Origin of the sequence: Phytoamicus setariae (assembly GCF_016722925.1) — a bacterium.
In the GTDB taxonomy this organism is placed as follows: Bacteria; Pseudomonadota; Alphaproteobacteria; order Rhizobiales; family Rhizobiaceae; genus Rhizobium_E; species Rhizobium_E setariae.
The window spans coordinates 61,767-87,459 of the sequence record NZ_JAEQNC010000015.1 but is presented as its reverse complement, the minus strand read 5'-3'; the positions used below and the strand labels follow the sequence as shown (position 1 = coordinate 87,459).

The following is a 25,693-nucleotide window of genomic DNA, read 5'->3' as shown; positions in this document are numbered from 1 at the left end:
TTTCCTTTTTCGACAGGCTCCGACAATTAGCCGGCGGCAACAACCGCGCGCTTGGCCATCACCTTCACAAGATTGGCACGATACTCGGAGGAGCCATGGATATCGGCCAGCATCTCGTCCGCATCCACCTTCTGGCTGGCAGCCGCGTCAGGCGACCAGTTGGCGGCAAGCGCCTGCTCCATCCCCTGATGGCGGAAGACGCCATCCGAACCCGCACCCGTCACAGCAACGCGAACGGCGCCGTCACCGGCCTTGGCCACGAAGACGCCGGCCATCGCATAGCGAGACGCCGGATTAGGGAACTTCGCATAACCGGCCTTCGCAGGCGCCTCGAATTCGAAAGCTGTGATCAGCTCACCGTCTTCAAGCGCCGTCTCGAACAGACCCTGGAAATAGTCGTCCGCGGCAAGTGTGCGCTTGTTGGTGATCACCTTCGCATTGAGCGCCAGCACGGCGGAAGGATAGTCCGCCGCCGGGTCGTTGTTGGCCACCGAACCGCCCATGGTTCCCATATGACGGACATGCGGATCGCCAATCATGCCGGCCAGTTCGCAGAGTGCGGGGCAGACGGCCCTGATGGCCGCAGACGTCGCAACCTCGAAATGCGTGGTTGCGGCACCAATCCGCACGGTGCGCCCGTTGACCGAGATGCCCTTGAGCTCCGGGATGTGACGAAGGTCGATCAGATCGCTCGGAGCAGCGAGGCGTTGCTTCATCGTTGCGATCAGCGTCATGCCTCCTGCGACATATTTGCCTTCGTCTGCGGCCGCCTGCTGGCTGACCGCGTCGGCAACCGAAGAAGCGCGATGATAGGTCGTGTTGTACATGTGTCAGTCCTCCGGTTTTCAGGCGTTAGCCAGCGCCCAGACCTTTTCAGGGGTCGCGGGCATTTGGAGATTGTTGTTGCCGAGTGCGTCGGTGATCGCATTGATCAATGCCGGTGGCGAACCGATGGCGCCGGCTTCGCCGCAGCCCTTGATACCGAGCGGATTGCCCGGGCAAGGCGTATTCTGGTGCGACACATTGAAGGACGGCAGGTCGTCGGCGCGCGGCATGGCATAATCCATGTAGCTCGCCGTCAACAACTGCCCGGTTTCATCGTATTTGACACTCTCGAGCAGAGCTTGACCGATGCCCTGGGCGATACCGCCATGCACCTGTCCCTCGACAATCATCGGATTGATGATGTTGCCGAAATCGTCGGCGGCGACGAACTGGACAATCTTCGTCTTGCCCGTCTCCGGATCTATTTCGACTTCGGCGATATAGCAGCCAGCCGGGAAGGTGAAGTTGGTAGGATCATAGAAGGCACTTTCCTTGAGGCCCGGCTCCATGCCGGCCGGAAGGTTGTGTGCAGTGTAAGCCGCAAGCGCCACCTGGAACCACGGCAGCTTCTTGTCGGTGCCCGCCACCACCAGTTCACCGTTTTCGATGCGGATGTCGGCCTCGTCGGCCTCCATCAGGTGCGCGGCGATCTTCTTGGCCTTGATCTCGACCTTGTCGATCGCCTTGACGATGGCCGACATGCCGACGGCACCGGAACGAGAACCGTAGGTGCCCATGCCCATCTGCACCTTGTCAGTATCGCCATGGACGATGTTGACATTGGCTATCGGCATACCCAGCCGTTCGGAGACAAGCTGGGCAAACGTGGTTTCGTGGCCCTGGCCATGGCTGTGCGAGCCGGTCATCACTTCGATCGTGCCCACGGCATTGACCCGCACCTCGGCCGACTCCCACAGGCCGACGCCGGCGCCAAGCGAGCCAACCGCCTGTGAGGGCGCAATGCCGCAAGCTTCGATGTAGCAGCTCATGCCGATGCCACGCAGCATGCCCTTCGCCTGTGACTGTGCCTTGCGGGCGGCAAAGCCGTTCCAGTCGGCGGCAGCCATAGCGGCCTCCAGGGAAGCCTCGTAGTCGCCGGTGTCGTAGTTCATGATCACCGGAGTCTGGTGCGGGAAGGAGCGGATGAAGTTGATCCTGCGGAATTCAGCCGGCGAAAGGCCGAGTTCGCGCGCCGCAGTCTCGACCGTGCGCTCGACAAGATAGGTCGCCTCCGGTCTCCCGGCTCCACGATAGGCATCGACGGGCACCGTATTGGTGTACACCGTGCGGACATTGCAATGGATGGCTGGAATGTCATACTGGCCCGACAGCAGCGTCGCATAGAGATAAGTCGGCACCGAGGAAGAAAACAGCGACATGTAGGCGCCAAGATTGGCGATCGTGTCGACCTTCAGCCCGATGATCTTGTGATTGGCATCCATCCCCATCTTGACGGTCGACACGTGATCGCGACCATGCGCGTCGGTCAGGAAGGCTTCCGTGCGGTCAGATGTCCACTTGACCGGTACGCCGGTTTTCCGCGACGCCCAGAGACAGACGATCTCTTCGGGGTAGATGTAGATCTTCGAACCGAAACCGCCGCCGACATCCGGCGCAATGACGCGCAACTTGTTTTCCGGCGCGACATTGTAGAAGGCGCTCATCACCAACCGGGCGACGTGCGGGTTCTGCGACGTGGTGTAGCAGGTATAATGTTCCTCCGCCTCGTCATAGATCCCGAGCGTGGCGCGCGGCTCCATCGGATTGGGAGACAACCGGTTGTTGTAGATCTTGATCTCGGTGACATGAGCAGCCCCGGTAATTGCAGCATCGGTTGCCGCACTGTCGCCGATTTCCCAGTCGAAAATCAGGTTGCCAGGCGCTTCGGGATGAAGCTGGGGGGCGCCGGCTTCGAGTGCGTCAACCGCTTCGATCACGGCGTCCAGAACCTCGTAGTCCACCACGACTTTCTCGGCGGCATCTCGCGCTTCCGCCACGCTGTCGGCGACGACGATCGCCACCGCATCCCCCACATAGCGCACAGAATCGACAGCCAGCGGACGCCATGCACCCATCTTCATCGGCGAGCCGTCCTTGGAATGGATCATCCAGCCGCAAATGATGTTGCCTATCCCGTCGTCCAGCAATTGCTTGCCGTTCAGGACTCCGACGACGCCGGGCATGTCTTTTGCCGCTGAAACGTCGACACTCCTGATTTTCGCATGCGCATGCGGGCTACGCACGAATGCCGCGTACCGCATGCCGGGTACCGTCATGTCGTCCGTGTATCGACCCTTGCCGGTCAGGAAGCGTTTGTCTTCCTTGCGCGTGACGCGCGCTCCAATGCCTTCTACACCCATCTCGATCTCCTCCCGGAATAACGAATAGTTGGTAGCGTTTGACGAACAGTGGCTGGCGACGATGCGGGTATTGCCAGGCTCGTGGATCCGAACTCGGCAAAGGCACGCGCGGCCGACTGTTTCCCGCTAGCTCACTCCGCAGCCTGCTTGGCGCCCATTTCATGAGCCGCGGCCAGCACGGATTTGACGATGTTGTGGTAACCGGTGCAACGACAGATATTGCCTTCCAGTTCGTGGCGAACGGTGGCCTCGTCGAGTTTGGCGCCGTGCCGCCGGATCATGTCAACGGACGTCATCACCATGCCCGGGGTACAGAAACCGCATTGCAACCCATGATTTTCCTTGAATGCCGCCTGAACTGGATGCAGTTCGCCGTCTTTCGCCAGCCCTTCGATGGTGGTGATTTCCGAGCCATTGGCCTGCACAGCCAGTATCGTGCAGCTCTTGACGGACTTTCCATCCATGTGGATGACGCATGCGCCGCACTGGGTCGTGTCACAGCCGACATGCGTGCCCGTCAAGCCTAGATTGTCGCGTACGAAGTTTACGAGCAGGATACGGTCATCGCATTCGCCGCTCATCTTACGGCCGTTGACCGTCAAAGTCACTTTCGCCATTGCTACCTCCCTTGGGGTTGAGCCCATGGCAGCATGTTGCTCCCTTTCATGTATCGTTCCAAGCATTGTTTGGTGACGCCAAGCGGATGCTTGCGTGAACTGGCGCAACCGTGAGACAGTTGTAGTGCCGGTTGCGGATCAAAGCTTACTGTAGAAGACACCGGATAATTGTGGCGTGGGACTGAAACCTTTTCACAATTTGAACTCTTTTAGGCCATAGCCGGAGGAAGCTGGACATCGACATTCGGCTGGAGTGTCCGGGACAACGATATAAAATCTCTTGAGCCGATTTGAACGGCGCTCTCATGGAGGCAATACGAATGTACAAGGCTATCGCAATTCTTCTGATCGGGCTATCGGCCGTCAGCTGCACGAGGACCGAACGGGGGGCAGCGGTTGGGGCAACCTCCGGCGCCGTTATTGGTGGCATCATCAGCAACGATGTTCGCGGCGCGGCGGTGGGCGCAGCAATTGGCGGCGTACTCGGTGCAGTCGCTGCTCAGCCGGGCCAATGCTATTATCGCGATCGCTACAACCGCCGCTATGTTGATGATTGCCCGCGTGGTTATCGCCACCGCACCAAGGTCGTCGTATACTAAAAGCATCCCGTAACAAATATTCCGATTGATCGAGCCCGGACTGGCAACAGTCCGGGTTTTCTTTTGCGGCGGACCGCGACGAGCGGCGTCTTGTTTCAGATTGTCGAATTGGCGCAGCAACGCCCGGCGATTTAAGGGAAATTAACGAAGCTGAGATAGTTCTCAACGCAGGGCACTCAGCAAAATGCCGCCATGATGGAAAAGACGACCGCAGCGCATCGATCCCGGCAGAGGGATAAATACGCCGCCCCGCTCGCTGTGTTCACGGCACGTGGGAAAAGGGCGCAAGATCCACAGAACACGGCGCCGCATCCGTTGGCCCTGTCGTAGCGCCATTGAGGCGGGCGGCTTCCGAATTTCCTGAGGCATCTGCCAGCCACGGCCGTGCCGCTACCGCTCAATCAGCTGAAGGCTGGGAGGATTTCCGAAAATGACCACGTCGAATTCCACTGCGATCTTCGAATCCGATACGATCGAAATCATCGCGTTTCGCCTGCATGACCAGGAATTTTGCGTCAAGACGACGACGATCCGCGAAATTCGCGGCTGGGCACCATCCACGCCCATCCCGCATGCACCGAAGGACGTCATCGGCGTGATGAACCTGCGCGGAACGGTTATCCCGATCATCGATCTTGCCTATAAGCTCGGCATGCCGTCGACAGCAGCCAACGAGCGCAGCGCCATCGTCGTTACCGAAGTCAAGAACATGGTCATCGGCATGCTGGTGGATCGAGTGTCGGACATCCTGACAATCAAGGGCTCGGAAGTGCAGCCGGCTCCGGAAATCACCACTTCGTTCGACAAGGCCTACACGGACGGCATCATCGCCCGCGACAACGGCATGATCTGCTTCCTGAACCTCGCCAAGATGTTCCAGGACCAGGAAGCCCTCGCCGCCTGATCCGGCAAATCCGTTTGGATCCGGGTCTCTCGATGGCGAGAGCATCAAGACAACAAAAAAAGCCGCCCCGTTTCCGAGGCGGCTTATCTGTTTGTCCTTGCGGTGCTTACTCCGCTGGCTCGTCCACCGGAGCAGACGCGGCCTCAGCATCCGGCTGGGCGTCCCCTTCGGCGGTCTTGCTTTGGCGTGGCGCACGACGCGGGCGTCCGGCGCTACGGCGACGCGCCGGTGCACGCTCGGCATTTTCCTGCGCCGACGTCTCTTCCTCGACCTGCACTTCAGCAGGCGTTCCTTCGAAAACAGGCTGCGGCGTCGATTCGTCGATCACGACAGGCTGTGCGACAGGCTTCGGAGCCGGCGCTTCCACATCAGCGATTTCGCCGTTGCTGTTGCCGCTGACTTCCGAATCGTCGTCGTCGCGCTCGTTGTAGTCCTGCCGTTCATTGAACTCAGAACGTTCGTCGCGCTGGAAGCGCTCCTGATACATCGCCTGCGCCGCCGCAATGATGCGGTTGTAGTGTTCGGCATGCTGGAGATAGTTTTCGGCCATTACACGATCGCCGGAACTGGTCGCATCCCGCGCAAGCGCCATGTACTTTTCGGCGATATGCTGCGCCGTGCCGCGAATCTTAACATCCGGGCCGGAACTGTCATACGTCCGCGTCAGCGGATTCTGGCCTTTGCGCTGGTTGTTGTTATTGTTATTGTTGTTGTTACTGCCACCGCCACCGCTACTACGTCCACGGCTGCGCTGCTTCTGTTGTCCAGGCCTCATCAATCATTCACCCGAATATTGTCCGTTTTTGCACACGCGGCCCGACCGTGACTGACCATCCTTGGTTCAGGCTCGCCTGTTCCTTGGTTGGAGCGCCGCCGGACGCCGCTGATCCCGGAATCAAATCCAAAAATCCAGAGTCCCGCACCAGGTCCGATTAAGCCGGTAATTTGTCTTGAGATAACCCAAAGCCCGACAATCCCTGTTCGAATCGTATGATTTCCTTGGATGTCGCCCGGTGCTAGGTTGGAACCTAGACCGCTTTTCTGGTGATTCCAAGCCTTTTCTTTGGCGGAAGCAAGAAAAAAACATGAATTCGAAAAAACGCGTCAAATCCGGCTGCGAAACACTTGAACACGGTCATTTCGACCGTAATCCTGGCGGGAAACGGCCTCGACGAAGCCTTTTTCCTCGAAAATCGCACGAACAGCATGCCTTTGGTCGAAGCCCGTTTCAACCGCCACGAACCCGTCTTCGTTTAAGAATGCGGACGCGCCGGACGCAATAACCCGATAGGCAGCGAGACCGTCCTCACCGCCATCGAGCGCCAGCAGCGGGTCGAACTCCCGCACTTCCCGATCAAGCGTCGGGATGACATCGCTTCTGATATAGGGCGGGTTGGACACGATCACGTCGAATGTGCCGCAAATCGCCTCGAACCAATTGCTTGCCTGCGCCTCAAACCGGTTCCCGAGGCCATTTGCTGCCGCATTGCGCCGCGCTGTCGCCAGGGCATCTTCGGAGAGATCGACGCCCAAGCCGCGGGCATTGGGCAGCTGCGAAAGAAGCGCCAGGCAGATCGCGCCGGTGCCGGTGCCGAGATCGAGCAGACGCAGCGGCTCGCTTTGCCGGCCTTTCAGCAGTTCCAGCACCGTATCGACGAGAATTTCCGTATCCGGCCGTGGCTCGAGCGTGCCTTCGCTCAGCTCCAGTTCAAGCCCATGAAAGGCGCGATGACCGAGGATGCGGTAGGGTGGCTCGCCGCCAAGCCGCCGCGCAACCGCATTGGCCAGACGCTGAGCGTCCTCCGCGCCGATTTGCATATCGCCACGCGTGATGAAATCTGTTCGCTCCAGTTTCAACAGGCCACCAACGAGAATGCGGGCTTCTGCCGCCGGATCCTCCACGCCCCCAGCCGCCAGCCGGGCCCGGAAATCGCGCAGGATCTCGGTGAGGGTGGTCATTGCCCGTTTCCAAGCCGGGCGAGTTCACTCGCCTGGTGGTCGGCGATCAATGCCCCCACGACTTCGTCGAGCTCGCCCGCAATAATCCGGTCGAGCGAATATAGGGTCAGATTGATGCGGTGGTCTGTCAGGCGCCCTTGCGGGAAGTTATAGGTGCGGATGCGCTCGGAACGGTCGCCGGAGCCCACCTGCGACCTGCGGTCGGCGGACCGGGCATTGTCGAGCTTCTGGCGTTCCATGTCGAACAGCCGCGACCGCAGCACGGCCATCGCCTTGGCGCGGTTCTGATGCTGCGATTTTTCGGAGCTCGTCACCACCAGCCCTGTTGGCAAATGGGTGATCCGAACTGCCGAGTCGGTGGTGTTGACGTGCTGACCACCGGCACCCGATGAACGCATCGTATCGATGCGGATATCCTCGGGGCGAACCTCGATGTCGATATCCTCGGCTTCCGGCAACACGGCCACGGTCGCCGCAGATGTATGGATACGGCCGCTCGATTCCGTTGCCGGCACCCGCTGGACGCGATGCACGCCCGATTCGAACTTGAGTTTCGAGAACACCCCACGCCCGGATATTTCGGCGATGATTTCCTTGTATCCGCCTGCTTCGCCTTCGCTTTCCGAGAGGATATCGACTTTCCAGCCATGCGTCGATGCGTAGCGTTCGTACATGCGGAAGAGATCGCCGGCGAACAACGCCGCCTCGTTGCCACCGGTGCCGGCGCGAATTTCGAGAATCGCGCTTTTCTCGTCGGCCGCATCCTTGGGCAGAAGCGCGATCAGCAGTTCGTTTTCCAGCGCCTCGATCCGTTCCTGCACATCAGGCAGTTCCATGTCGGCGAGATCGCGCATCTCCCGATCCGTCGAACTATCGCTGAGCAGCGCCTTGAGATCTGCGAGCTCATCGATCGCCCTGGAATAGTTGCGGATCTTGTCCACAACCGGCTGCAGCTCGGAATATTCGGCCGCCAGCTTGACATAGACATCCGCCGCAGGTCCTTCGGACATGCGCGCCTCGACCTCCGCAAAACGGCGTTCGAGTTCTTTCATCTTGTCGAGCGGAAGCGTGGCCACGATCAATACCAGTCGATGCTAGAGCGGAATGTTGTTGGCTTCGGCAAAGCGCTTGAGGATTTCCCGCACCGGCATGCCGGCGGGATCTCCATCCAGTGCTTCAGACATGACATGACCGAGCTTGGCCGTGTCGAGACCGAGCAACATCGCCTTGACGGGGCCGATGGCCGCCGGCGACATGGACACCGACCGGAAGCCAATGCCGAGCAGCGCCATAGCCGAAAGCGGCTTGCCAGCCATCTCGCCGCAAAGCGTCACCGGGGTGTTGTGCCGTTCGCCAGCCCGCACGATGTCGCGCAACAGCCTGAGGAATGGCCGTCCCAATGTATCGAAGCGATCGGCAACGCGGGCATTGCCGCGGTCGACCGCCATCGAGAACTGGAAAAGGTCATTGGAGCCAACCGAGACGAAATCCACCTCTTCCATCAGTTCGTCAAGCTGCCAGAGCAATGCCGGCACTTCCAGCATCGCGCCATATTGCAGCTTGCGCGGCAGCGGATGGCCGAACTTCGAAAGATGTTGCACTTCCTTTTGCAGCAAGACCCGTACGGCCTTCAGCTCCTGGACCTCGGTGACCATCGGTATCATGATCTTGAGTTCAGTGCCGGCCGCAGCCTTGAGCAACGCGCGCAGTTGCGTGCGCAGCAATCCGGGCCGGTCGAGTGCCAACCGAATGGCGCGCCAGCCAAGGGCAGGATTTTCTTCCGTGATCGCCTGGAAATAGGGGACGACCTTGTCCGAACCGATATCGAGCGTGCGGAAGGTCACCGGGCGACCTGCGGCCTGCTTGATGACACTGCGGTAGAACGCTTCCTGCTCCTCGCCACGCGGCATGGTCGAGGCGATCATGAACTGCAACTCTGTCCGGAAGAGGCCGATGCCCTCGGCGCCCGATTCCAACAGCTGCGGCAGATCGACGAGCAGACCGGCATTCATGTTGAGGTTGATACGCTTGCCGTCGCGGGTCATCGGTTCGACGGAGCGAAGCGCACGGAACTGTTCTTGCCTGCGGGCGCGGAACCGCGCCTTTTCCTCATAGGCCTTCTGCACGTCCTGTGCGGGCCTGAGATGCACCTTGCCATCCTCGCCATCGATGATGATGGCATCGCCCTTTTCGGCGAGCGACACCGCACCTTCGGCCTGGCCAGCGACAGGAATGCCCATGGCCTTGGCAACGATCACCACATGGCTGGTGATAGCACCCTCTTCGAGCACCAGCCCGCGCAGGTTGGCGCGGGGATAATCCAGCAATTCCGCCGCACCCATGGCGCGGGCAACGACAATGGCGTCGTTCGGAAACTGATCGGCTGCCGCATGCGCGCCAAACCCCGCAAGCTGGCGGAGCAGGCGATTGGCGAGATCGTCGAAATCGTGCATCCGTTCGCGCAGATACGGATCGGTGAGCCGCATCATCCGGGCGCGTGTCTCGCTCTGGACGCGTTCGACGGCAGCTTCGGCGGTCAGGCCGTTGCGGATGGCTTCTTCGAGCTTGCGCACCCAGCCGCGATCGTGGGCAAACATCCTGTAGGCCTCGAGCACGGCACGATGCTCGCCTTCCATCGACACTTCGCGACGCGACAGCATGTCGTCGATATGGATCCTCAGCGAACCCAGCGCCTCGCCGAGCCGGTTGATCTCGAGATCGACATCCTCATTGAGCAGGTTGGTCACCACCACGCGCGGATCGTGCAAGACCACATAGCCGAGGCCGATGCCATCGCCGTATGGTTCGCCCTCGATCGTCACCGGGCGGGAAAGATCGAGCTCCTGGCCGGGTTTGGTCAGTTTCTTGAGATCGCCCGACGCCACCATTTCGGCCAGCACCATGGCGATGGTTTCAAGCGCCTCGACCTCGTCGTCGCTATAATGACGCTGCGCCCGATTCTGGACGACCAGAACGCCGAGCGCACGGCCAGCACGCAGGATCGGTACGCCAAGGAAGGAATGATAGAGTTCTTCGCCGGTTTCCGGCAGATAGGCGAAGGCCGGGTGCGCCTGGGCGTCGGAGAGGTTGAGCGGCTGAGCCGATGCTGCAATCGTGCCGACGAGCCCTTCGCCCATCTTCAGTTGCGCAAGGTGGACCGATTCCTTGTTCAAGCCCTCGGTCGCATAGAGTTCGAGCACACCGTCAGCGCGAAGGACGTAGACCGAGCAGACTTCCGCGACCATGTTGCGGGCAATCTGCAGCACGATCCGGTCAAGACGATCCTGCGGCTCGAGCGGTTCGGCCGACAGCTCGCGCAATCGTCTCAGCAGGATACGGGGACCGGCAGCTAGGTCTCTGATCACTGGACGCCCTTCTGAATTGCATCGTCAAGAAGAGGGCTTACCGCAGATCGAGAAGAATCACTGCCTGCCGAAGCCCTCTTGGCTCAAACTACTTCTTATCCAGTCCGTAGGCCGAATGCAAAGTACGCACGGCAAGTTCACCATAGGCGCCATCGATCAAAATTGAAATCTTGATCTCGGACGTCGTGATCGCCTTGATGTTGATGCCCTTTTCGGCAAGCGCCTTGAACGCGGTCGCCGCAACGCCGGCATGGCTGCGCATGCCCACGCCGATGACCGACACCTTGACGAGGCCCGATTCCGACTGGATCACGTCGAAGCCGACCTTGTCCTTCTGGTCTTCCAGCACCTTCTGCGCCTTTTCCAGGTCGCCGGTCGGAACGGTGAAGGTCATGTCGGTGCGCGAACCGTCTTCGGAGATGTTCTGCACGATCATGTCGACATTGATGTGGGTTTCGGCCAGCGGGCCGAAAATGGCGGCCGAAACGCCCGGCCGGTCAGCGACGCGGCGGAGCGAAATCTGGGCTTCATCCTTGGCATAAGCGATGCCGGTTACGACTTCCTGTTCCACGATTTCTTCCTCATCACAAATCAACGTTCCGGGGGGATTCAGGAAATCGCCCATGCCCGGCGCATCGGGATCCACAAACGACGAGCGCACGAAAGTGCGCACCTTGAATACCATGGCAAGCTCGACAGAGCGAACCTGCAGCACCTTCGAGCCGAGCGATGCCATTTCAAGCATTTCCTCGAAGCCCACCTTCTTCAGGCGGCGCGCCTTCGGCTCGATGCGCGGGTCGGTGGTGTAGACGCCATCGACATCCGTGTAGATGTCGCAGCGGTCGGCCTTGACAGCAGCAGCAATCGCCACCGCCGACGTGTCGGAACCGCCGCGGCCGAGCGTGGCGATGCGGTTGTCAGGACCAAGGCCCTGGAAACCGGCAACGACGGCCACCTGGCCCTCGCCCATACGCTTGATGATTTCCGAGCCGTCGATCTCGAGGATGCGGGCGGCGCCATGGGAATTGTCGGTGTGGATCGGGATCTGCCAGCCCTGCCAGGAGCGGGCATTGATGCCCATCGACTGCAAGGTGATCGCCAGAAGGCCCGAAGTGACCTGTTCGCCGGACGCGACGACGGCGTCGTATTCGCGTGCATCATGCATCGCATCGGCCGCTTTCGTCCAGCCGACCAGTTCATTGGTCTTGCCGGACATGGCCGAAACGACGACAGCCACTTCGTGGCCGGCATCGACCTCGCGCTTGACGTGACGAGCGACATTGCGGATGCGGTCGATATCGGCGACCGACGTTCCGCCGAACTTCATGACGATACGTGCCATTCTCTTTACGTTTCCAGTCCCTTTGCGCGCCTGGGATGGATCGGCCTTGGCACGCCCGCTTTCTCACCTCCGCCACCGGCGGTTTTCGGCGGTCTCATAGCGGAAGTGGGACGGGGTTTCAATGGGAGAAACAAATGCCGCCGCTATTTCGAAGCAGCGCGTCGGGTCTGCACAAAATTTCAGCAACTCGGCTGATGGCCGCAGAAAACGCAGCGCTGCGATCCCCATGCATCCCACGGGGATCGCAGCGAGTCTGGTTAATCAGTTGATGATTGTTCCCGAACCGTCGGCATACTCGACGCTATCAACACAGGCCAGAACATGGATATCATTCTTCGCATTGGCGAGCAGTCGCTTGTTTACTTCCGTTTCCGGCTCGGAGAAAACAATATCGACCTCGCCTTTGGCTTCAATCGGTTCTGAAAGCTCGATCCTGGAATGGGTGATCGGCTTCATTGCCTTGCCGATGAACTCAATCGTGCCGCCGACCCGAGTAACGGCCTTTTGCTCGCCCGAGGCGAGCGTGACTGTGTAGTGGATGTTGCCATCGCGCGAACTGGCATCCCATTTCTTCACGGAAAAGACGGTCGCCGAACGCTGTCCGCAGAAATCCTTTGCCTGCGCCTGGCCGGAAGCCCAGAGCCCGATGGCGGCAACGACAATCGCTATCATGTACATTCTCATGGTTCATTCCCCATAAATCCAGTGTGAAACAGATTGTCCCGTGCAAGCCTTACGGATGGGAGCAATGGATTATTCAGTGCATTCTTGCGTTGCAGCCGATGCAAGACACCAGCGGATTGCGATAGACGCGACATGTCCAGCAAGCTAATGGAGGCGGTCCGGACAGGTCGGGCGGCCAGATAGCAGCAAATGTTGGGAGCGACCCCGCCTTTGGCGTTTGATAAACAAGATCAACAGGACATGCCGGGAATCCGGCTGGACGCGGCATCCTACGCGGTCACCGGTCGCGAGATCCTGTCGAACCTATCCTTCACGCTGACTGAGCGGCGCATTGCCGTGATCGGCCGCAATGGTTCGGGCAAGACAACGCTGCTGAGGCTGATGGCCGGCTTGATCGCGCCGAGTTCGGGCACGGTGCAGGTCGAGGGCATGGACCCTGCCCGGGATCGCAAGGCGATGCTCGACCGGCTCGGCATATTGTTTCAAAATCCCGATCATCAGATCATCTTTCCCACTGTCGGCGAAGAGCTTGCTTTCGGGCTGAAACAGCAGGGCCGCACCTCCGACGAAGCGGCCGGGCTGGTTTCGGATCTGCTCGCCCGCCATGGCCGCACCCACTGGGAAAAGGCGCCGGTGCAGACGCTTTCGCACGGCCAGCGGCATTTTCTCTGCCTGCTGGCCATTCTTGCCATGCAACCCGCGACGATCCTGCTGGACGAGCCTTTTGCCGGCTTCGACATGCCGACGATCGCACGCATGAGCCGCATGTTCGACGCATTGCCACAGCGCCTGATTGCAATTACGCACGCCCCGCACACCGCGGCCAATGCCGACCGGGTATTGTGGCTGGAGGCCGGGCGGATCCGCGCCGACGGCCGGCCGGGTGACGTGCTGCCGCAGTTCGAAGCCGAGATGGCGCGCATGGGAGCTGTTGATGCTGACACTGACCTCGCCCTTTGAAACCCGCTTTCATCGTGTTCCCGCAGGCGCCAAGCTCGCCGCGCTGACGGTGGCGACACTGATTGTCATGCCGCTGAGCCAGCCCTGGCCGATCCTGCTGGCTGCGACCATCGCCGCCGCGCTCTACCTGTCCGAGGGGCCCCGCTTTTCCATCCATGGCTTGCGCATGCTGCGCCCTCTCTGGCCGTTTCTCGCCGTGCTGGTCCTCTGGCACGGATTTTCGGGCGGCTGGCAGCCAACCGAAGTCTGGGCCGGTGCGGCAATCGGCATCAAGATGCTAACCGCAGTGGCGCTCGCTAATCTGGTGACGATGACGACGCGGCTCGACCAGATGATCGCCGTGCTCGAGCGCGTTGCAAGCCCGTTGCGGCATGTTGGCCTGTCGCCGCGTGTACTGGCCGTGTCGATCGCGCTTGTCATCCGCTTCGTGCCCGTGCTGATGGGCCGCGCGGGCCAGATCGCCGAAAGCTGGCGCGCCCGCAGCAGCAGCCGGCCGAACTGGCGGATCGTCGCACCCGTGACGCTGGCCGCCATCGATGAAGCCGAACAGATTGCCGAGGCGCTGCGCGCCCGCGGCGGAATTTAGGGTCAGAAACCCGGGGAGAGTGAAATGGAACGCAATGTTGCCCTGATCGCGCTGTTTGCAGCGTTGATCGCCTTGCTCGGACTGGTGCCGAAGATCGACCTTTTGTCGGGTGTGCCGATCACTGCGCAGTCGATGGGCGTGATGCTGGCCGGAACGGTCCTCGGCGCCAAGCGCGGCTTTCTTGCCGCGGCGCTGCTGCTGGTGCTTGTCGCAATCGGCCTGCCGCTGCTCGCCGGCGGCCGTGGTGGACTGGGTGTCTTCGTCGGCCCGACCGCAGGCTTTGCCATCGGCTTTCCATTCGCCGCTTTCGCCACCGGCTGGCTGATGGAGCGCTGGAAGGCACCGGTCGGTATCGCCGCCTTCGTCTCCTCGCTGTTCGGCGGCGTCGTGGTTCTCTATGCGATGGGCATCGTCGGCATGTCGCTGGTGCTCGGCAAAACGCTGCCTGAAGCAGCCCTGCTGTCGACGCCCTTCCTGATCGGCGATACGATCAAGGCGGCGCTGACCGGGCTGATCACCAGCCAGCTCGCACGGCTGCGTCCGGGCGTGGTGCTGTCAAGAAGCTGAACCGGCGGGATCAGGCGCCCTCGCCTATCGCGGCCTTGATCAGCGCCTTGGCGTCGTCGCTTTCCCAGGCGGCGGGGCCGTTCATCGCGCCCAGCATGCAGCCCTTGCCATCGACCAGCACGGTCGCCGGAAGCCCCATTGCCACGCCGGCTTTCTTCAGCGCGTTGAAGCTCGAAAGCGTGGGATCGTGATAGAGCGCCAGCGCATCGACAGCGATTTCCTTGAGAAATTCCTTGGGTTTCGTGTCGTCGCCGGTATCGAGGTTGATGGCGGTCACTTGAAACTTTTCGCCGCCCAACGCCTTCTCTAGCGCATTGAGAGCCGGCATTTCTTCCCGGCAGGGCACGCACCACGTCGCCCAAAGATTGACGAGCTGCACCCTGCCCGGAAAATCGGCAAGTGTGATATCCTTACCGGCGGCGTTCTTGAACGGCGGCAGTGTCAGGGCCTGCGGCGTTGCAGCAGGAACGAAAGCCGCGACCTGGCCCGTCGCGAACGGCGTCAGGCGGGCAATTGCAGCGGCAGCCGGTGCGCAGTCAGAGGTCGCGACCTGATCATTGCCATTGCCATCGGCCGTCTCCTTCATGTAAACCGCGACACCACCGGCAATCAGGCCTGCAACGGCGGCGATTGCCACCAGTTTCATGGAGGGGAAGAGGCTCGGCTTCTTGTCCTGCATTCGGTTCACTCTCGTATCTCAAGGCGCGCCATGTCTGACGGCAATTCCAATTCTTCTTCCAACCAGATGTGGGGTGGCCGCTTCGCCGCCGGTCCGTCCGCGATCATGGAGGAGATCAACGCCTCGATCGGGTTCGACAAGAAGCTCTACGCCCAGGACATCGCAGGGTCGATCGCACATGCCACGATGCTCGCCGCGCAAGGCATCATCACCGAAGCCGATCGCGACCAGATCATTTCAGGCTTGAAACAGATAGAGAGCGAGATTGAAAGCGGCAAGTTCGAATTCTCACGCAAACTTGAAGACATCCATATGAATGTCGAGTCGCGGCTGGCAACGCTGATCGGCCCCGCCGCTGGTCGCCTGCACACCGCCCGTTCGCGCAACGACCAGGTGGCTCTCGATTTCCGTCTCTGGGTCAAGGCCGAGATGCAGAAGACCGAGAAGATGCTGACCGGCCTGATCGCCGCCTTCCTCGACAAGGCCGAACGGCATGCAGCGACCGTGATGCCGGGTTTCACCCATCTGCAGACCGCCCAGCCCGTCACCTTCGGCCATCATTGCATGGCCTATGTGGAGATGTTCGGCCGCGACCGCAGCCGCGTGCGCCACGCGATCGAACATCTCGACGAATCTCCGATCGGCGCTGCGGCTCTGGCCGGCACACCCTACCCGATCGACCGCCACATGACCGCCAAGGCGCTCGGCTTCCGTGAGCCGACCCGCAATTCGATCGATACCGTTTCCGACCGCGACTTCGCGCTAGAATTCCTGTCTATCGCGGCAATCTGCGCCGTCCATCTGTCGCGTTTCGCCGAGGAAATCGTCATCTGGACGACGCCGCAGTTCGGCTTCGTCAGGTTGTCGGATGCATTCTCCACCGGCTCCTCGATCATGCCGCAAAAGAAGAACCCCGATGCAGCCGAACTGGTACGCGCCAAGACCGGCCGCATCAACGGCTCGCTGATTGCGCTTCTGACCATCATGAAAGGCCTGCCGCTCGCCTATTCCAAGGACATGCAGGAAGACAAGGAACAGGTCTTCGACGCCGCCGAGAACCTGGAACTGGCGCTTGCCGCCATGACCGGCATGGTTGCCGACATGACCGTCAACGAAGCGAAGATGAAGCAGGCAGCCGGCTCCGGCTATTCGACCGCGACGGACCTCGCCGACTGGCTTGTGCGCACTGTCGGCCTGCCGTTCCGCGATGCCCACCACGTGACCGGTCGCGTTGTCGCACTTGCCGAAAGCAAGGGCTGCGATCTTGCCGACCTGCCGCTCGAAGAGCTCAAGGCAATTCATCCAGAGATCACCGAGGCGGTTTACGACGTCGTGACGGTCGAAGCCTCGGTCGCCTCGCGCAAGAGTTTTGGCGGCACCGCCCCGGATGAAGTGCGCAAGCAGATCGCCTGGTGGCGGGCGCGCAACTGATCAATTGACGTGATCGCCGGTTCACCAGAATAAGGGTGCACAAGGCTTTCGATATTCGCTAGGAATGGCGGGAAACCCGCTCGAGGACAAAGATGCTGACCACGCTCCGTTCGCTTTTCATGCCGTTCGCGCTTGTTGCCGCCCTCGGGCTGATGCTTTCCAGCTGCGGGCGAAAGGGCGATCTCGACGTGCCCGGCACGCCGGCGACCACCAAGAACGACAAGACAAAACCGAAGGTGGAAGACCGCCCTTTCATCCTCGATCCGATACTCTGACGGAATAGCACAGTGAACCATTTTGAATACAGAAACGGCGTCCTGCATGCCGAAAACGTGTCCGTGCCGGAGATCGCCGCCGCCGTCGGAACGCCATTTTACCTCTATTCCACTGCGACGCTGGAGCGCCACGTCCGCGTGTTCCAGGAAGCCTTTTCCGATGTGGATTCGCTTGTCTGCTACGCGATGAAGGCCAACTCCAACCAGGCGGTGCTGAAGACAATCGGCCGCATGGGTGCGGGCATCGACGTGGTGTCGGAAGGCGAATTGCGACGTGCGCTGGCTGCGGACATTCCAGCTGCCAAGATCATGTTCTCGGGCGTCGGCAAGAAGCCACGCGAAATGGATTTAGCCCTCGAAGCCGGAATTTATTGCTTCAACGTCGAAAGCGAGCCCGAGCTCGAAATCCTCAACGAGCGGGCGCTCGCCAAGGGCAAGCGCGCGCCGGTTTCCTTCCGCATCAATCCTGACGTCGATGCCAAGACCCATGCCAAGATCTCGACCGGCAAGAAGGAAAACAAGTTCGGCATCGCCTATGAGCGCGCCCGCGCGATCTACCGGCATGCCGCCACGCTCGCCGGCATCGAGGTGACCGGCATCGACATGCATATCGGCAGCCAGATCACTGAGCTGCAGCCGTTCGACGATGCGTTTCGGCTGCTGCGCGAACTGGTCGAGGCGCTGCGGGCCGATGGCCACCATATCGAACATGTCGATATCGGCGGCGGCCTCGGCATCCCCTACAAACTCGACAACAATCCGCCGCCCAATCCGGAAGCCTATTCGAAGGTGGTCAAGAACCAGCTGCGCGGCCTCAACTGCAAGATCGTCACCGAGCCGGGCCGCCTGATCGTCGGCAATGCCGGCATTCTGGTGACCGAGGTCATCTATGTGAAGGACGGCGGCGAAAAGACCTTCGTCATCGTCGATGCCGGTATGAACGACCTGATCCGCCCGACACTCTATGAAGCCTGGCACGAAATCATGCCGGTGACGATTTCGGCGGCAAACGCACCGCGCATCCGCGCCGATGTCGTCGGCCCGGTCTGCGAGACCGGCGATTATCTGGCGCTCGACCGCGAGATGGCGATGCCCAAGCCCGGCGACCTGATGGCGGTCGGCTCAGCCGGTGCCTATGGGGCAGTGCAAGCGGGCGAGTACAACTCCCGTCCGCTGATCCCGGAAGTGCTGGTCAAGGGCGATCAATTTCACGTGATACGTGGGCGCCCGACCTATGAGGCCATGATCGGCAACGACAGTCTGCCGGACTGGCTGGAAGGCTGATGAGCCATGCTGGGCGCGGCGCAATCGGTTTGTGCCGTCGTTTGCCTCGCCTTTGCCCAAAACAGTGCTATGCTTGAGGCTTCGGATCACGCGATACAAGGCACCGGATGACAGAGAGCAGCGCACAGGCGCCTGATCAGGAGAGGACCGGATTGCGGCGGCGGATCGCTGGGATGCGAGCCGTGGGCTTTGTCGTACTTTTCGCCGAGCGTTTGCTGGTGGCAGCGCTGCCTGCACTTGGTATCGCAGCGCTTTTCCTGATTCTCGGCTGGTTCGGCGTCTGGCGCATGATGCCGGGTCTCCTCAAGGCTGCGGTGACAGCAGCCCTGTTGGCCGGCCTCATCGCTTCACTGTTGCGCTTCAAGGGCTTTCGGCTGCCGGACCGATCGACGATCGATCGGCGCCTCGAAGGCCGTAGCGGCCTGTCCCATCAGGCAATCAGTGTCCAGACCGAACAACCTGTTGGATCAGACCTGTTTTCGAAAGCTCTCTGGAAACGCCATCAGACACGGATGGCCCAGACCATCAAGGCGATCGATGCGGGCTTTCCCGCACCCGATATTGCCAGGCGGGATCCCTACGCATTGCGGGCAATCACCGTCCTCGCACTGGTGATTGCCTGGACCTTCTCGCTCTCCAACTACGGCGGCCGCGTCCGCGACGCCTTCGACTATTCGGCGTCGACCAATCTGGCTGCGGACCAGCGGATAGACGCCTGGGTTACGCCGCCATCCTATACAGGGGTCGCACCTGTTTATCTGAGCGGCGCCCAGGCCAAGCCCGCAGAAGGTCCCGTTCGCGTACCGCAAATGTCCGAACTGACCATCCGCATCAGCGGCAGCGGCGTAACCGACGATGTTACATTCACGTCCGCCTCCGGCGCGCAACCGGTGGTGCTGACCCCGGAAAAGGCCGGTAGTCAGGCGCAGGCCGACGCAGCCAGGGAGGCACTCGAAAGCCGCACCTACAAGTTCAAGCTCGCGCGCGATGGCAAGGTCTCGGTCAATGGCCGCGACTATGCTTTTGCCGTCACGCCGGACACGCCGCCGAAGATTGCTTTCGCCAAAGAGCCGAGCCGTGCGTTGAACGGGGCCCTGGAGATCGCCTTCGAGATCAAGGACGATTACGGCGTGGCCGAGGCCTATGCGGAAATACGACCGGTCGACAGCGAACCAGGTGCCATCCCTCTGTTTGCGCCTCCGGAGTTTCGCCTGGATCTTCCGGGTGGCGATGCCAAGCATGTGAAGGGAACGACCAGTCGCGACCTTACCGAGCATCCGCTCTCCGGCAAGAAAGTGCTGTTGACGCTGGTTGCGAGGGATGCAGCGGGCCTTGGTGGCCGTAGCGAGACCAGGGAGATCGTCCTGCCCGCACGGTTCTTCAGCGAACCGCTGGCCGGTTCCGTGGCCGAGCAACGCCAGGTATTCAGCCTCGATATCAACAAGATCCAGCGCGCGCTCGACCTGAACGAGGCCGCCACCTTCCGGCCCGAGGAAACAATTCCCAATCTCCGGCACTATCTGCTGACCCAATCGGCGAAGAACCGGCTGAAATTCGTTTCCAGCATTGCAGGCCTGGAAGAGGTTTCGACCTATTTCTGGGACGTCGCCCGCTACATCGAGGACGGCGACCTTTCCAGCGCCGAAAAGAGGCTGCGCAACGCGCAGGACAAGCTGTCGGAGGCGCTGGCACGCAATGCGTCGGATGCCGAAATCCAGAAGTTGATGGACGAGCTTCGGCAGGCGATGAAGGACTATCTCTCCGAGATGGCCAAACGCATGCAAAACCCCGACAACACGCAGATGTCACGGCAGGCGCAGCGGATGATGCGGACGCAGGACTTCGACAACATGTTGAACCAGCTTGAGAACCTCGCGCGTTCCGGCTCGCGCGATGAAGCCCGCAAGCTGCTGTCGGAAATGCAACGCATGCTCAACAACATGCAGACCGCGCGGCCAAGCGACGGCAACCAGCAGCAAAACCCCATGCGTGAGCAGATCGACAAGCTGGGCGAACTGATGCAGAAGCAGCAGCAGCTGATGGAGGACACCCACCGCACCGAACAGGCGCTGCGCGAGCGCATGCAGCGCGAAGACCTCTCCGAAGATGGCGACCAATCGCTGACCGAACCGCCCGCAGGCAACCCGGAGGATTCCCAGGACCAGTCCGAACAGCAGAGCTCGCCCGAAGACAAGATGACGGCCGAGCAGTTGCGTCAGGCCCTTAAGGAGATGAAAGAGCGCCAGCAGCAGCTTCAGAAAGATCTCGGCGCATTGCAAAAGAAGCTTTCGGAACTGGGGCTAAAGCCGATGCCGGGCTTTGGCGATGCTGGCAAGGAAATGGGCGAATCATCCGAAGCGCTCGGCAAATCCCAGGGCCAACGCTCTGCGGATGCGCAGGGCCGCGCGCTCGATGCCCTTCGCAAGGGCGCAGGCGACCTGATGCAACAATTGCAGCAAGCCGGCCAGAATGGCCAGCCGGGGATGCCCATGCAGAGTGGCCAGCAATCGGAAGGCAACGACCCGCTGGGTCGTCGTTCCGGCCAGTTGGGTAGTGAAAACGACGATCAGGTGAAAGTGCCGGACCAGATCGATGTGCAGCGGGCCCGCGAAATCCTCGACCAGATCCGCCGCAAGCTGGGCGATGGCCCCGCTAGCCTCATCGAGAAGGAATATCTGGAGCGCTTGCTGGATCTGCGTTGAGAATCAGGCTGACGGGAGCAAGCCCATCTTCCGGCCTTCGGCCACCTTCTCCCCGCTGGGGAGAAGAGTTAGCTTGTGGAAATGTTACTCAAATCGCAACCTGCAGGACGCTGATACGCCTGCTATTTCGCAAGGCCATCGGCCTATTTCCTCTTCTCCCCAGCGGGGAGAAGGTGACGCGGAGCGCCGGATGAGGGGGTGTTCCGGTGAGGGTTACCGACTGCCGGAATGTCGGCGCTTCACGCAGCCAGCGCCAGTGCCACCGCCTTGCGGATATCAGGCAGGGAAAACGGCTTGGAAACGACATCGACGATCTTTGCGGCCAGATCGTCCGCCCGTTCCCGTTGCTCGGCATAGCCCGTCATCAGCAGGATCTTGAGCTCAGGATGGGTCGCGTGCGCCTTGTGGGCCAGCTCGATGCCGTCCATCACGGGCATGCGGATATCGGACAACAGCAGATCGAATCGGCCATCGTCCAATGCCTCCAGGCCTTCCGCGCCATCAGCGGCCTCGACAGTCTCATGACCATCCATCCTCAGCGCGCGCGCCACGAAAGTGCGAAGCGAGTCTTCGTCTTCGGTGATGAGAATGCGTGCCATTTTTTAAACCCCGTTTTAACTTACGGGCCGAGCTAACACCCCAGGCACTTTGAGAAAGGTAAACGCGGCAGATATCTGCCGCGTTAACTCGGAATATGCTTGCTCAAATCTTTACACTTCCTCACGCGTCGCCGGTGACGACTCCGACGAACGGCAGCTCCCGGAAAGCGTAGGCGACATCCATTCCGTAGCCGACAACGAAGTGGTCAGGGCACCTGAATCCGACATAGTCGGCCTCCATTGAGGTCGTGCGCTTGTCGTGCTTGTCGAGCAGCACGGCGATCGAAACGTGGCGCGCGCCGCGCTCGAACATCAGGTCCTTGGCGAACTGGAGGGTGCGGCCCGATTCGAGAATGTCGTCGATCAGCAGGATGTCACGATCCTTCACTTCGCTGTCGATATCCTTGATGATGCGCACGCCCTTGGAGACGGTGCCTGTGCCATAACTGGACAGCGTGATGAACTCGACCTCGGGCGCCAGACCCACATGATGCAGCGAGCGGATGAGGTCGGCCGCGAAGATGAACGATCCCTTGAGAATCGAAATGACGAGCAAGTCCTTGATCGGGCCGGACGCGATCTGCGCCGCCATTTCATCGTTGCGCTTGGCGATCATCTCGGCCGTGAAAAGCGGTTCGATTGTCTTGCCGCGAATGACATGCATGCTGGAACTCCGGTAACTGTTTGTCGCCAGCGTTAACACATGCTTGCGCCAGTCGCATCATTTCTCGGCAGGAATAATCTCGATATCGCCGGATTTTCCACCATCAAGCTTGAAGCGGCTGGAAAATGCAATTTCTGCCCCGGGGCCGATTTCATCGACGGGCACCACAATTGTTCCGAACATCGTGTATCCATCCACGCTTACCACCTTCAGCAGAGGTGCGTCACGCGTTGTCTCCGAGTCGTTGACGAGTTGGCCGCGTACGACAAGCACCTTCATGCCGTTGGCATCCTCAGTCGCAAACGAAGTACCCCGAATCGAGAAGGATGCCTCGGGTGCCGCCGTCACTTTGCTGGAACTCAGCGCCGAAAACCCGCCAAACGCCCAGAACACCATGAGAAACACGGTCCCCAGCAACAGCATGAAGCCCTGTGGCGACAATTTCAGCAGCTGGCGCTCGATGATGGCCGTCATGCGCACAACGATCTGAGTCAGCACAGGCAGAATGACCGGCGATGACGAGGACGACGCGCCACGACGTGGATTGTCGTTGACGCGGGCGCGGTGCACGCCCGTCGCGACAACTTCGAAAACGGCGTCCTCGATTGTCTCGCGGCGAGCCTCGGCTGCCGCTGCTCTGCGGCGTTGTGGTTCCGGCACCAGGAAATCTGCAGCATCGATGGTGCGAAACACTGTTTGCTTTCGTGCCTGCATGGGTTACCCCTCGCTTGACGGGGCATTGCGGGCAACCGCCCGTAAATGCCGCCATTGAACTTGATGTTTACGAGAAGTAAACTGATATGGTTAATGCTTCGCAAATCAGCGCCTTAACACATCCCCTTGCGTGCGCAGGAACTGGACAAAACATTGATTCATTTTGAAAATGTTGGCCTGCGCTATGGAATGGGGCCGGAGATCCTCAAGGATCTGACTTTCGATATTCCGAAGAAATCGTTCCAGTTTCTGACGGGACCTTCCGGCGCGGGCAAGACGACACTGCTGCGGCTATTGTTCATGTCGTTGAAGCCGACCCGTGGCCTGATCAGCGTTTTCGGCCGCGAAATGTCGACGATCCCGCGGACCGAACTGCCGATGCTGCGCCGCAGGGTCGGCATCGTGTTTCAGGATTTCCGCCTGCTCGATCACTTGACCACCTATGAGAACGTGGCGCTGCCGCTGCGGGTCCGCGGCAAGGAAGAGTCGACCTACCGCAGCGACGTGCTCGAACTGCTCAAATGGGTGGGGCTGGGCGACCGCATAAACGTGCTGCCGCCGGTGCTCTCGGGCGGTGAGAAGCAGCGCGTGGCAATCGCCCGGGCGCTCATCGACCAGCCCGAACTGCTCCTGGCGGACGAGCCCACAGGCAATGTCGATCCACCGATGGCAAAAAGAATTCTCAAGCTGTTCATGGAGTTGAACCGCTTCGGCACGGCCGTGGTCATCGCCACCCACGACCTGACGTTGATGGACCAGGTGCAGGCGCGGCGGATGATCCTGACAAGCGGACGGCTCGATCTCTATGAATGATACGAACACCGTCAGGGAGCCTGCCCGCAAGGAGCCGCAGCGCCGCGAAATCACGCTGCGCCGCACCGCCTCCATCGTGCCACAGCAAAGCGTTCAGGGCCGCGCGTTGCTGGCTGTCATCATCATCATGTCGTTTCTCGCCTGCCTGACCATCGGTGCGGTCAGCATCATCCGCTCGACAGCGGCTTCATGGGCAAGCGAGATCTCCAGGGAAATCACCCTGCAGATCAAGCCGGACGACAAGCTCGACATGGAAAAGGCGCTGCTCGACGCGCGGGAACTGGCGCTGTCCTTCGTGGGAACGAAGACCGGAACCATCCTCGACCGGGAAGCCACAGCACGCCTGTTGGAACCCTGGCTGGGCTCTGGCCTCGACATCGACGAGTTGCCCGTGCCGCGGTTGGTGGTGATCACCATTGACGAGCAGAACCCGCCCGATTTCGCGGCCATGCGCGCCGCCTTGCAAAAGAAGATCCCACAAGCGTATCTCGACGACCACCGCACCTGGGTCGACAGGCTGGTATCAATGGCGCGGACAACCGTCGTCATCGGCTCGGCGGTGCTGGGTCTGGTGTTCTTTGCCATGGTGCTGACGGTGATTTTCGCCACCCGCGGGGCATTGGCCGGCAACCGGCACATCGTCGAAGTGCTGCACTTCGTCGGGGCCGAATCGTCCTTCGTCGCCCAGGAATTCCAGAAACACTTCCTGCTGATATCGCTGAAGGGCTCGCTTGCCGGCGCCTTCCTCGCGGCCTTGAGCTTTGCGGTCGCGGGCGGGTGGCAGACCAGCACCATCGCCACCCCGGAAAGCGATCAGGCAGCCGCTCTATTCGGCTCCTTCACCATCGACTGGACGGGTTATGCCGGCATTTTCCTGACCATGATGGTGATTGCTGCCCTGACGACGCTGACCGCCCGCTTCACGGTGATGCGCACGATCGACGAGATCGATCATATCAGATCCGATCCCGGCCGCCTCGATCAATATCAGCAATAGCTCATTCAACCAGACATGCCTATATAACGCCCTAAAGTTTGATTAAAATGAAAGAATCATGACGAGCGGCGTCGAAATGCGGGAAGAGGTGAATGGCGAGCGGATGCTGTCCTCCGGCATCGCAATGCGGCTCGCGCGCTTTTTCCTGCGCTCGGTTGGCTATGTGCTGGTAACAGCGCTCGCCGCCTTTGTCGGCGGTTTCCTGCTTTTCTACCAGCATGTCGCATCCATGAAACCTCCCGCCGATCCCAAGGCCGATGCGATCGTGGTGCTTACGGGCGGCTACCAGCGCGTGGACCAGGGCGTTCAGCTGCTCGCCAAAGGCGCCGCGACCCGGCTGCTGATTTCGGGCGTCAATCCGGCCACCACGGGCAACCATATCCGGGTGCTCACCCGCAGCTCTACCAATCTATTCGAATGCTGCGTCGACATCGGGCACGAAGCGGTAGATACCACCGGCAACGCCTCGGAAACGACTCGCTGGATCAAGGCCCATAATTTCAAAAGCGTCATCCTCGTCACGAACAATTACCACATGCCGCGTAGCCTGGCGGAAATTCGCCGTGCGGATGACCATTCGACCTTCATTCCGTATCCGGTGGAAAGCGACCTGTCGCTTTCGGACATCGCTGCCAATCCGTTGCTGCTGAGAACCCTCGCGTCGGAATATGTGAAGTTCCTGCTCGTCGAGAGCCGCGACTGGACCGGCATCAGCCGCTAAAACCGCTCTTTTCCTCGGCGTCATGATCCGCTAAGCAGGAAACTCC

At 60.6% G+C, this 25,693-nt stretch carries 25 protein-coding genes; 12 read left to right on the top strand and 13 right to left on the bottom strand.

Features of this window, described 5'->3' with window-relative positions; all coding sequences use genetic code 11:
• Window positions 1–26 precede the first annotated feature (26 nt).
• The 3 genes from JJB09_RS22235 to JJB09_RS22225 all read right to left on the bottom strand — a co-directional run bounded on the left by JJB09_RS22235 (window position 27) and on the right by JJB09_RS22225 (window position 3,802).
• A complete protein-coding gene (locus JJB09_RS22235) occupies window positions 27–827 on the bottom strand; it encodes an FAD binding domain-containing protein (RefSeq protein WP_201663282.1) in 801 nt (266 codons plus the stop codon).
• Between the two features lie 18 nt (window positions 828–845).
• Window positions 846–3,185 carry a xanthine dehydrogenase family protein molybdopterin-binding subunit gene (locus JJB09_RS22230; RefSeq protein WP_201663281.1) on the bottom strand — a complete coding sequence of 780 codons (2,340 nt, stop codon included), beginning with the start codon at window positions 3,183–3,185 and terminating at the stop codon, window positions 846–848.
• A gap of 131 nt (window positions 3,186–3,316) precedes the next feature.
• Entirely contained in the window at window positions 3,317–3,802 is a 486-nt protein-coding gene (locus JJB09_RS22225; RefSeq protein WP_201663280.1) for a (2Fe-2S)-binding protein, read from the bottom strand.
• 320 nt (window positions 3,803–4,122) lie between these two features.
• Between JJB09_RS22225 and JJB09_RS22220 the strand changes: the two genes are divergently transcribed.
• Together JJB09_RS22220 and JJB09_RS22215 are read left to right on the top strand one after the other, a co-directional pair.
• On the top strand, window positions 4,123–4,401 hold the full coding sequence (locus tag JJB09_RS22220; RefSeq protein ID WP_201663279.1) for a YMGG-like glycine zipper-containing protein: 279 nt from the start codon (window positions 4,123–4,125) through the stop codon (window positions 4,399–4,401).
• 430 nt (window positions 4,402–4,831) lie between these two features.
• Window positions 4,832–5,305 carry a chemotaxis protein CheW gene (locus JJB09_RS22215; RefSeq protein ID WP_201663278.1) on the top strand — a complete coding sequence of 158 codons (474 nt, stop codon included), beginning with the start codon at window positions 4,832–4,834 and terminating at the stop codon, window positions 5,303–5,305.
• A gap of 106 nt (window positions 5,306–5,411) precedes the next feature.
• Here the strand turns inward: JJB09_RS22215 and JJB09_RS22210 are convergent, their stop codons facing one another.
• The 6 genes from JJB09_RS22210 to JJB09_RS22185 form a co-directional block, all read right to left on the bottom strand.
• Window positions 5,412–6,080, bottom strand: a complete 669-nt coding sequence (locus JJB09_RS22210) for a DUF4167 domain-containing protein (RefSeq protein WP_201663277.1) — start codon at window positions 6,078–6,080, stop codon at window positions 5,412–5,414.
• Window positions 6,081–6,409: 329 nt separating this feature from the next.
• Window positions 6,410–7,264, bottom strand: a complete 855-nt coding sequence (gene prmC / locus JJB09_RS22205; protein ID WP_201663276.1) for a peptide chain release factor N(5)-glutamine methyltransferase — start codon at window positions 7,262–7,264, stop codon at window positions 6,410–6,412.
• Complete coding sequence (prfA, locus tag JJB09_RS22200) at window positions 7,261–8,340, bottom strand: peptide chain release factor 1 (protein WP_201663275.1); 1,080 nt, start codon at window positions 8,338–8,340, stop codon at window positions 7,261–7,263. Before prfA ends, prmC begins: the two co-directional genes overlap by 4 nt.
• Window positions 8,341–8,358: 18 nt before the next feature.
• Window positions 8,359–10,626 (bottom strand): phosphoenolpyruvate--protein phosphotransferase, encoded by a 2,268-nt coding sequence (ptsP, locus tag JJB09_RS22195; protein ID WP_201663337.1) that lies wholly within the window; start codon window positions 10,624–10,626, stop codon window positions 8,359–8,361.
• A 91-nt stretch (window positions 10,627–10,717) separates the two neighbouring features.
• Window positions 10,718–11,971, bottom strand: coding sequence for an aspartate kinase (locus JJB09_RS22190; protein ID WP_201663274.1), 1,254 nt, complete (start codon window positions 11,969–11,971; stop codon window positions 10,718–10,720).
• 261 nt (window positions 11,972–12,232) lie between these two features.
• Complete coding sequence (locus JJB09_RS22185) at window positions 12,233–12,655, bottom strand: hypothetical protein (protein WP_201663273.1); 423 nt, start codon at window positions 12,653–12,655, stop codon at window positions 12,233–12,235.
• Between the two features lie 240 nt (window positions 12,656–12,895).
• Between JJB09_RS22185 and JJB09_RS22180 the strand changes: the two genes are divergently transcribed.
• From JJB09_RS22180 to JJB09_RS22170, 3 genes are read left to right on the top strand one after another with little or no spacing between them, the layout of a single operon-like run.
• Complete coding sequence (locus tag JJB09_RS22180; RefSeq protein WP_201663272.1) at window positions 12,896–13,615, top strand: energy-coupling factor ABC transporter ATP-binding protein; 720 nt, start codon at window positions 12,896–12,898, stop codon at window positions 13,613–13,615.
• Window positions 13,590–14,201 carry an energy-coupling factor transporter transmembrane component T family protein gene (locus JJB09_RS22175; protein ID WP_201663271.1) on the top strand — a complete coding sequence of 204 codons (612 nt, stop codon included), beginning with the start codon at window positions 13,590–13,592 and terminating at the stop codon, window positions 14,199–14,201. The genes JJB09_RS22180 and JJB09_RS22175 overlap by 26 nt, the downstream gene beginning before the upstream one ends.
• Window positions 14,202–14,225: 24 nt before the next feature.
• The gene (locus JJB09_RS22170) at window positions 14,226–14,768 is read left to right on the top strand and encodes a biotin transporter BioY (protein ID WP_201663270.1); all 543 of its coding nucleotides are present in this window, start codon (window positions 14,226–14,228) and stop codon (window positions 14,766–14,768) included.
• Between the two features lie 10 nt (window positions 14,769–14,778).
• Here the strand turns inward: JJB09_RS22170 and tlpA are convergent, their stop codons facing one another.
• Window positions 14,779–15,447 carry a thiol:disulfide interchange protein TlpA gene (gene tlpA / locus JJB09_RS22165; RefSeq protein ID WP_201663269.1) on the bottom strand — a complete coding sequence of 223 codons (669 nt, stop codon included), beginning with the start codon at window positions 15,445–15,447 and terminating at the stop codon, window positions 14,779–14,781.
• A 30-nt stretch (window positions 15,448–15,477) separates the two neighbouring features.
• On the opposite strand from tlpA, the gene argH reads away from it, so the two are divergent.
• From argH to JJB09_RS22145, 4 genes are all read left to right on the top strand, one after another.
• The gene (argH, locus tag JJB09_RS22160; protein WP_201663268.1) at window positions 15,478–16,878 is read left to right on the top strand and encodes an argininosuccinate lyase; all 1,401 of its coding nucleotides are present in this window, start codon (window positions 15,478–15,480) and stop codon (window positions 16,876–16,878) included.
• Between the two features lie 92 nt (window positions 16,879–16,970).
• Window positions 16,971–17,153, top strand: a complete 183-nt coding sequence (lptM, locus tag JJB09_RS22155) for an LPS translocon maturation chaperone LptM (RefSeq protein WP_201663267.1) — start codon at window positions 16,971–16,973, stop codon at window positions 17,151–17,153.
• Between the two features lie 12 nt (window positions 17,154–17,165).
• Window positions 17,166–18,437 carry a diaminopimelate decarboxylase gene (gene lysA / locus JJB09_RS22150; protein ID WP_201663266.1) on the top strand — a complete coding sequence of 424 codons (1,272 nt, stop codon included), beginning with the start codon at window positions 17,166–17,168 and terminating at the stop codon, window positions 18,435–18,437.
• A gap of 107 nt (window positions 18,438–18,544) precedes the next feature.
• Window positions 18,545–21,139: a TIGR02302 family protein gene (locus tag JJB09_RS22145; protein ID WP_201663265.1), complete on the top strand. Its 2,595-nt coding sequence runs from the start codon at window positions 18,545–18,547 to the stop codon at window positions 21,137–21,139.
• Window positions 21,140–21,378: 239 nt separating this feature from the next.
• On the opposite strand, the gene JJB09_RS22140 is transcribed toward JJB09_RS22145, so the two are convergent.
• The 3 genes from JJB09_RS22140 to JJB09_RS22130 all read right to left on the bottom strand — a co-directional run bounded on the left by JJB09_RS22140 (window position 21,379) and on the right by JJB09_RS22130 (window position 23,116).
• Entirely contained in the window at window positions 21,379–21,738 is a 360-nt protein-coding gene (locus JJB09_RS22140; RefSeq protein ID WP_201663264.1) for a response regulator, read from the bottom strand.
• 121 nt (window positions 21,739–21,859) lie between these two features.
• Entirely contained in the window at window positions 21,860–22,402 is a 543-nt protein-coding gene (gene hpt / locus JJB09_RS22135; protein WP_201663263.1) for a hypoxanthine phosphoribosyltransferase, read from the bottom strand.
• Between the two features lie 57 nt (window positions 22,403–22,459).
• On the bottom strand, window positions 22,460–23,116 hold the full coding sequence (locus JJB09_RS22130) for a hypothetical protein (RefSeq protein WP_201663262.1): 657 nt from the start codon (window positions 23,114–23,116) through the stop codon (window positions 22,460–22,462).
• Window positions 23,117–23,269: 153 nt separating this feature from the next.
• On the opposite strand from JJB09_RS22130, the gene ftsE reads away from it, so the two are divergent.
• The 3 genes from ftsE to JJB09_RS22115 are packed head-to-tail and all read left to right on the top strand — an operon-like array spanning window position 23,270 to window position 25,647.
• Window positions 23,270–23,929: a cell division ATP-binding protein FtsE gene (gene ftsE / locus JJB09_RS22125; RefSeq protein WP_201663261.1), complete on the top strand. Its 660-nt coding sequence runs from the start codon at window positions 23,270–23,272 to the stop codon at window positions 23,927–23,929.
• Window positions 23,922–24,926 (top strand): cell division protein FtsX, encoded by a 1,005-nt coding sequence (locus JJB09_RS22120; RefSeq protein WP_201663260.1) that lies wholly within the window; start codon window positions 23,922–23,924, stop codon window positions 24,924–24,926. Before ftsE ends, JJB09_RS22120 begins: the two co-directional genes overlap by 8 nt.
• A 58-nt stretch (window positions 24,927–24,984) precedes the next feature.
• Window positions 24,985–25,647 (top strand): YdcF family protein, encoded by a 663-nt coding sequence (locus tag JJB09_RS22115; protein WP_246748889.1) that lies wholly within the window; start codon window positions 24,985–24,987, stop codon window positions 25,645–25,647.
• The last annotated feature ends 46 nt before the right edge of the window (window positions 25,648–25,693 follow it).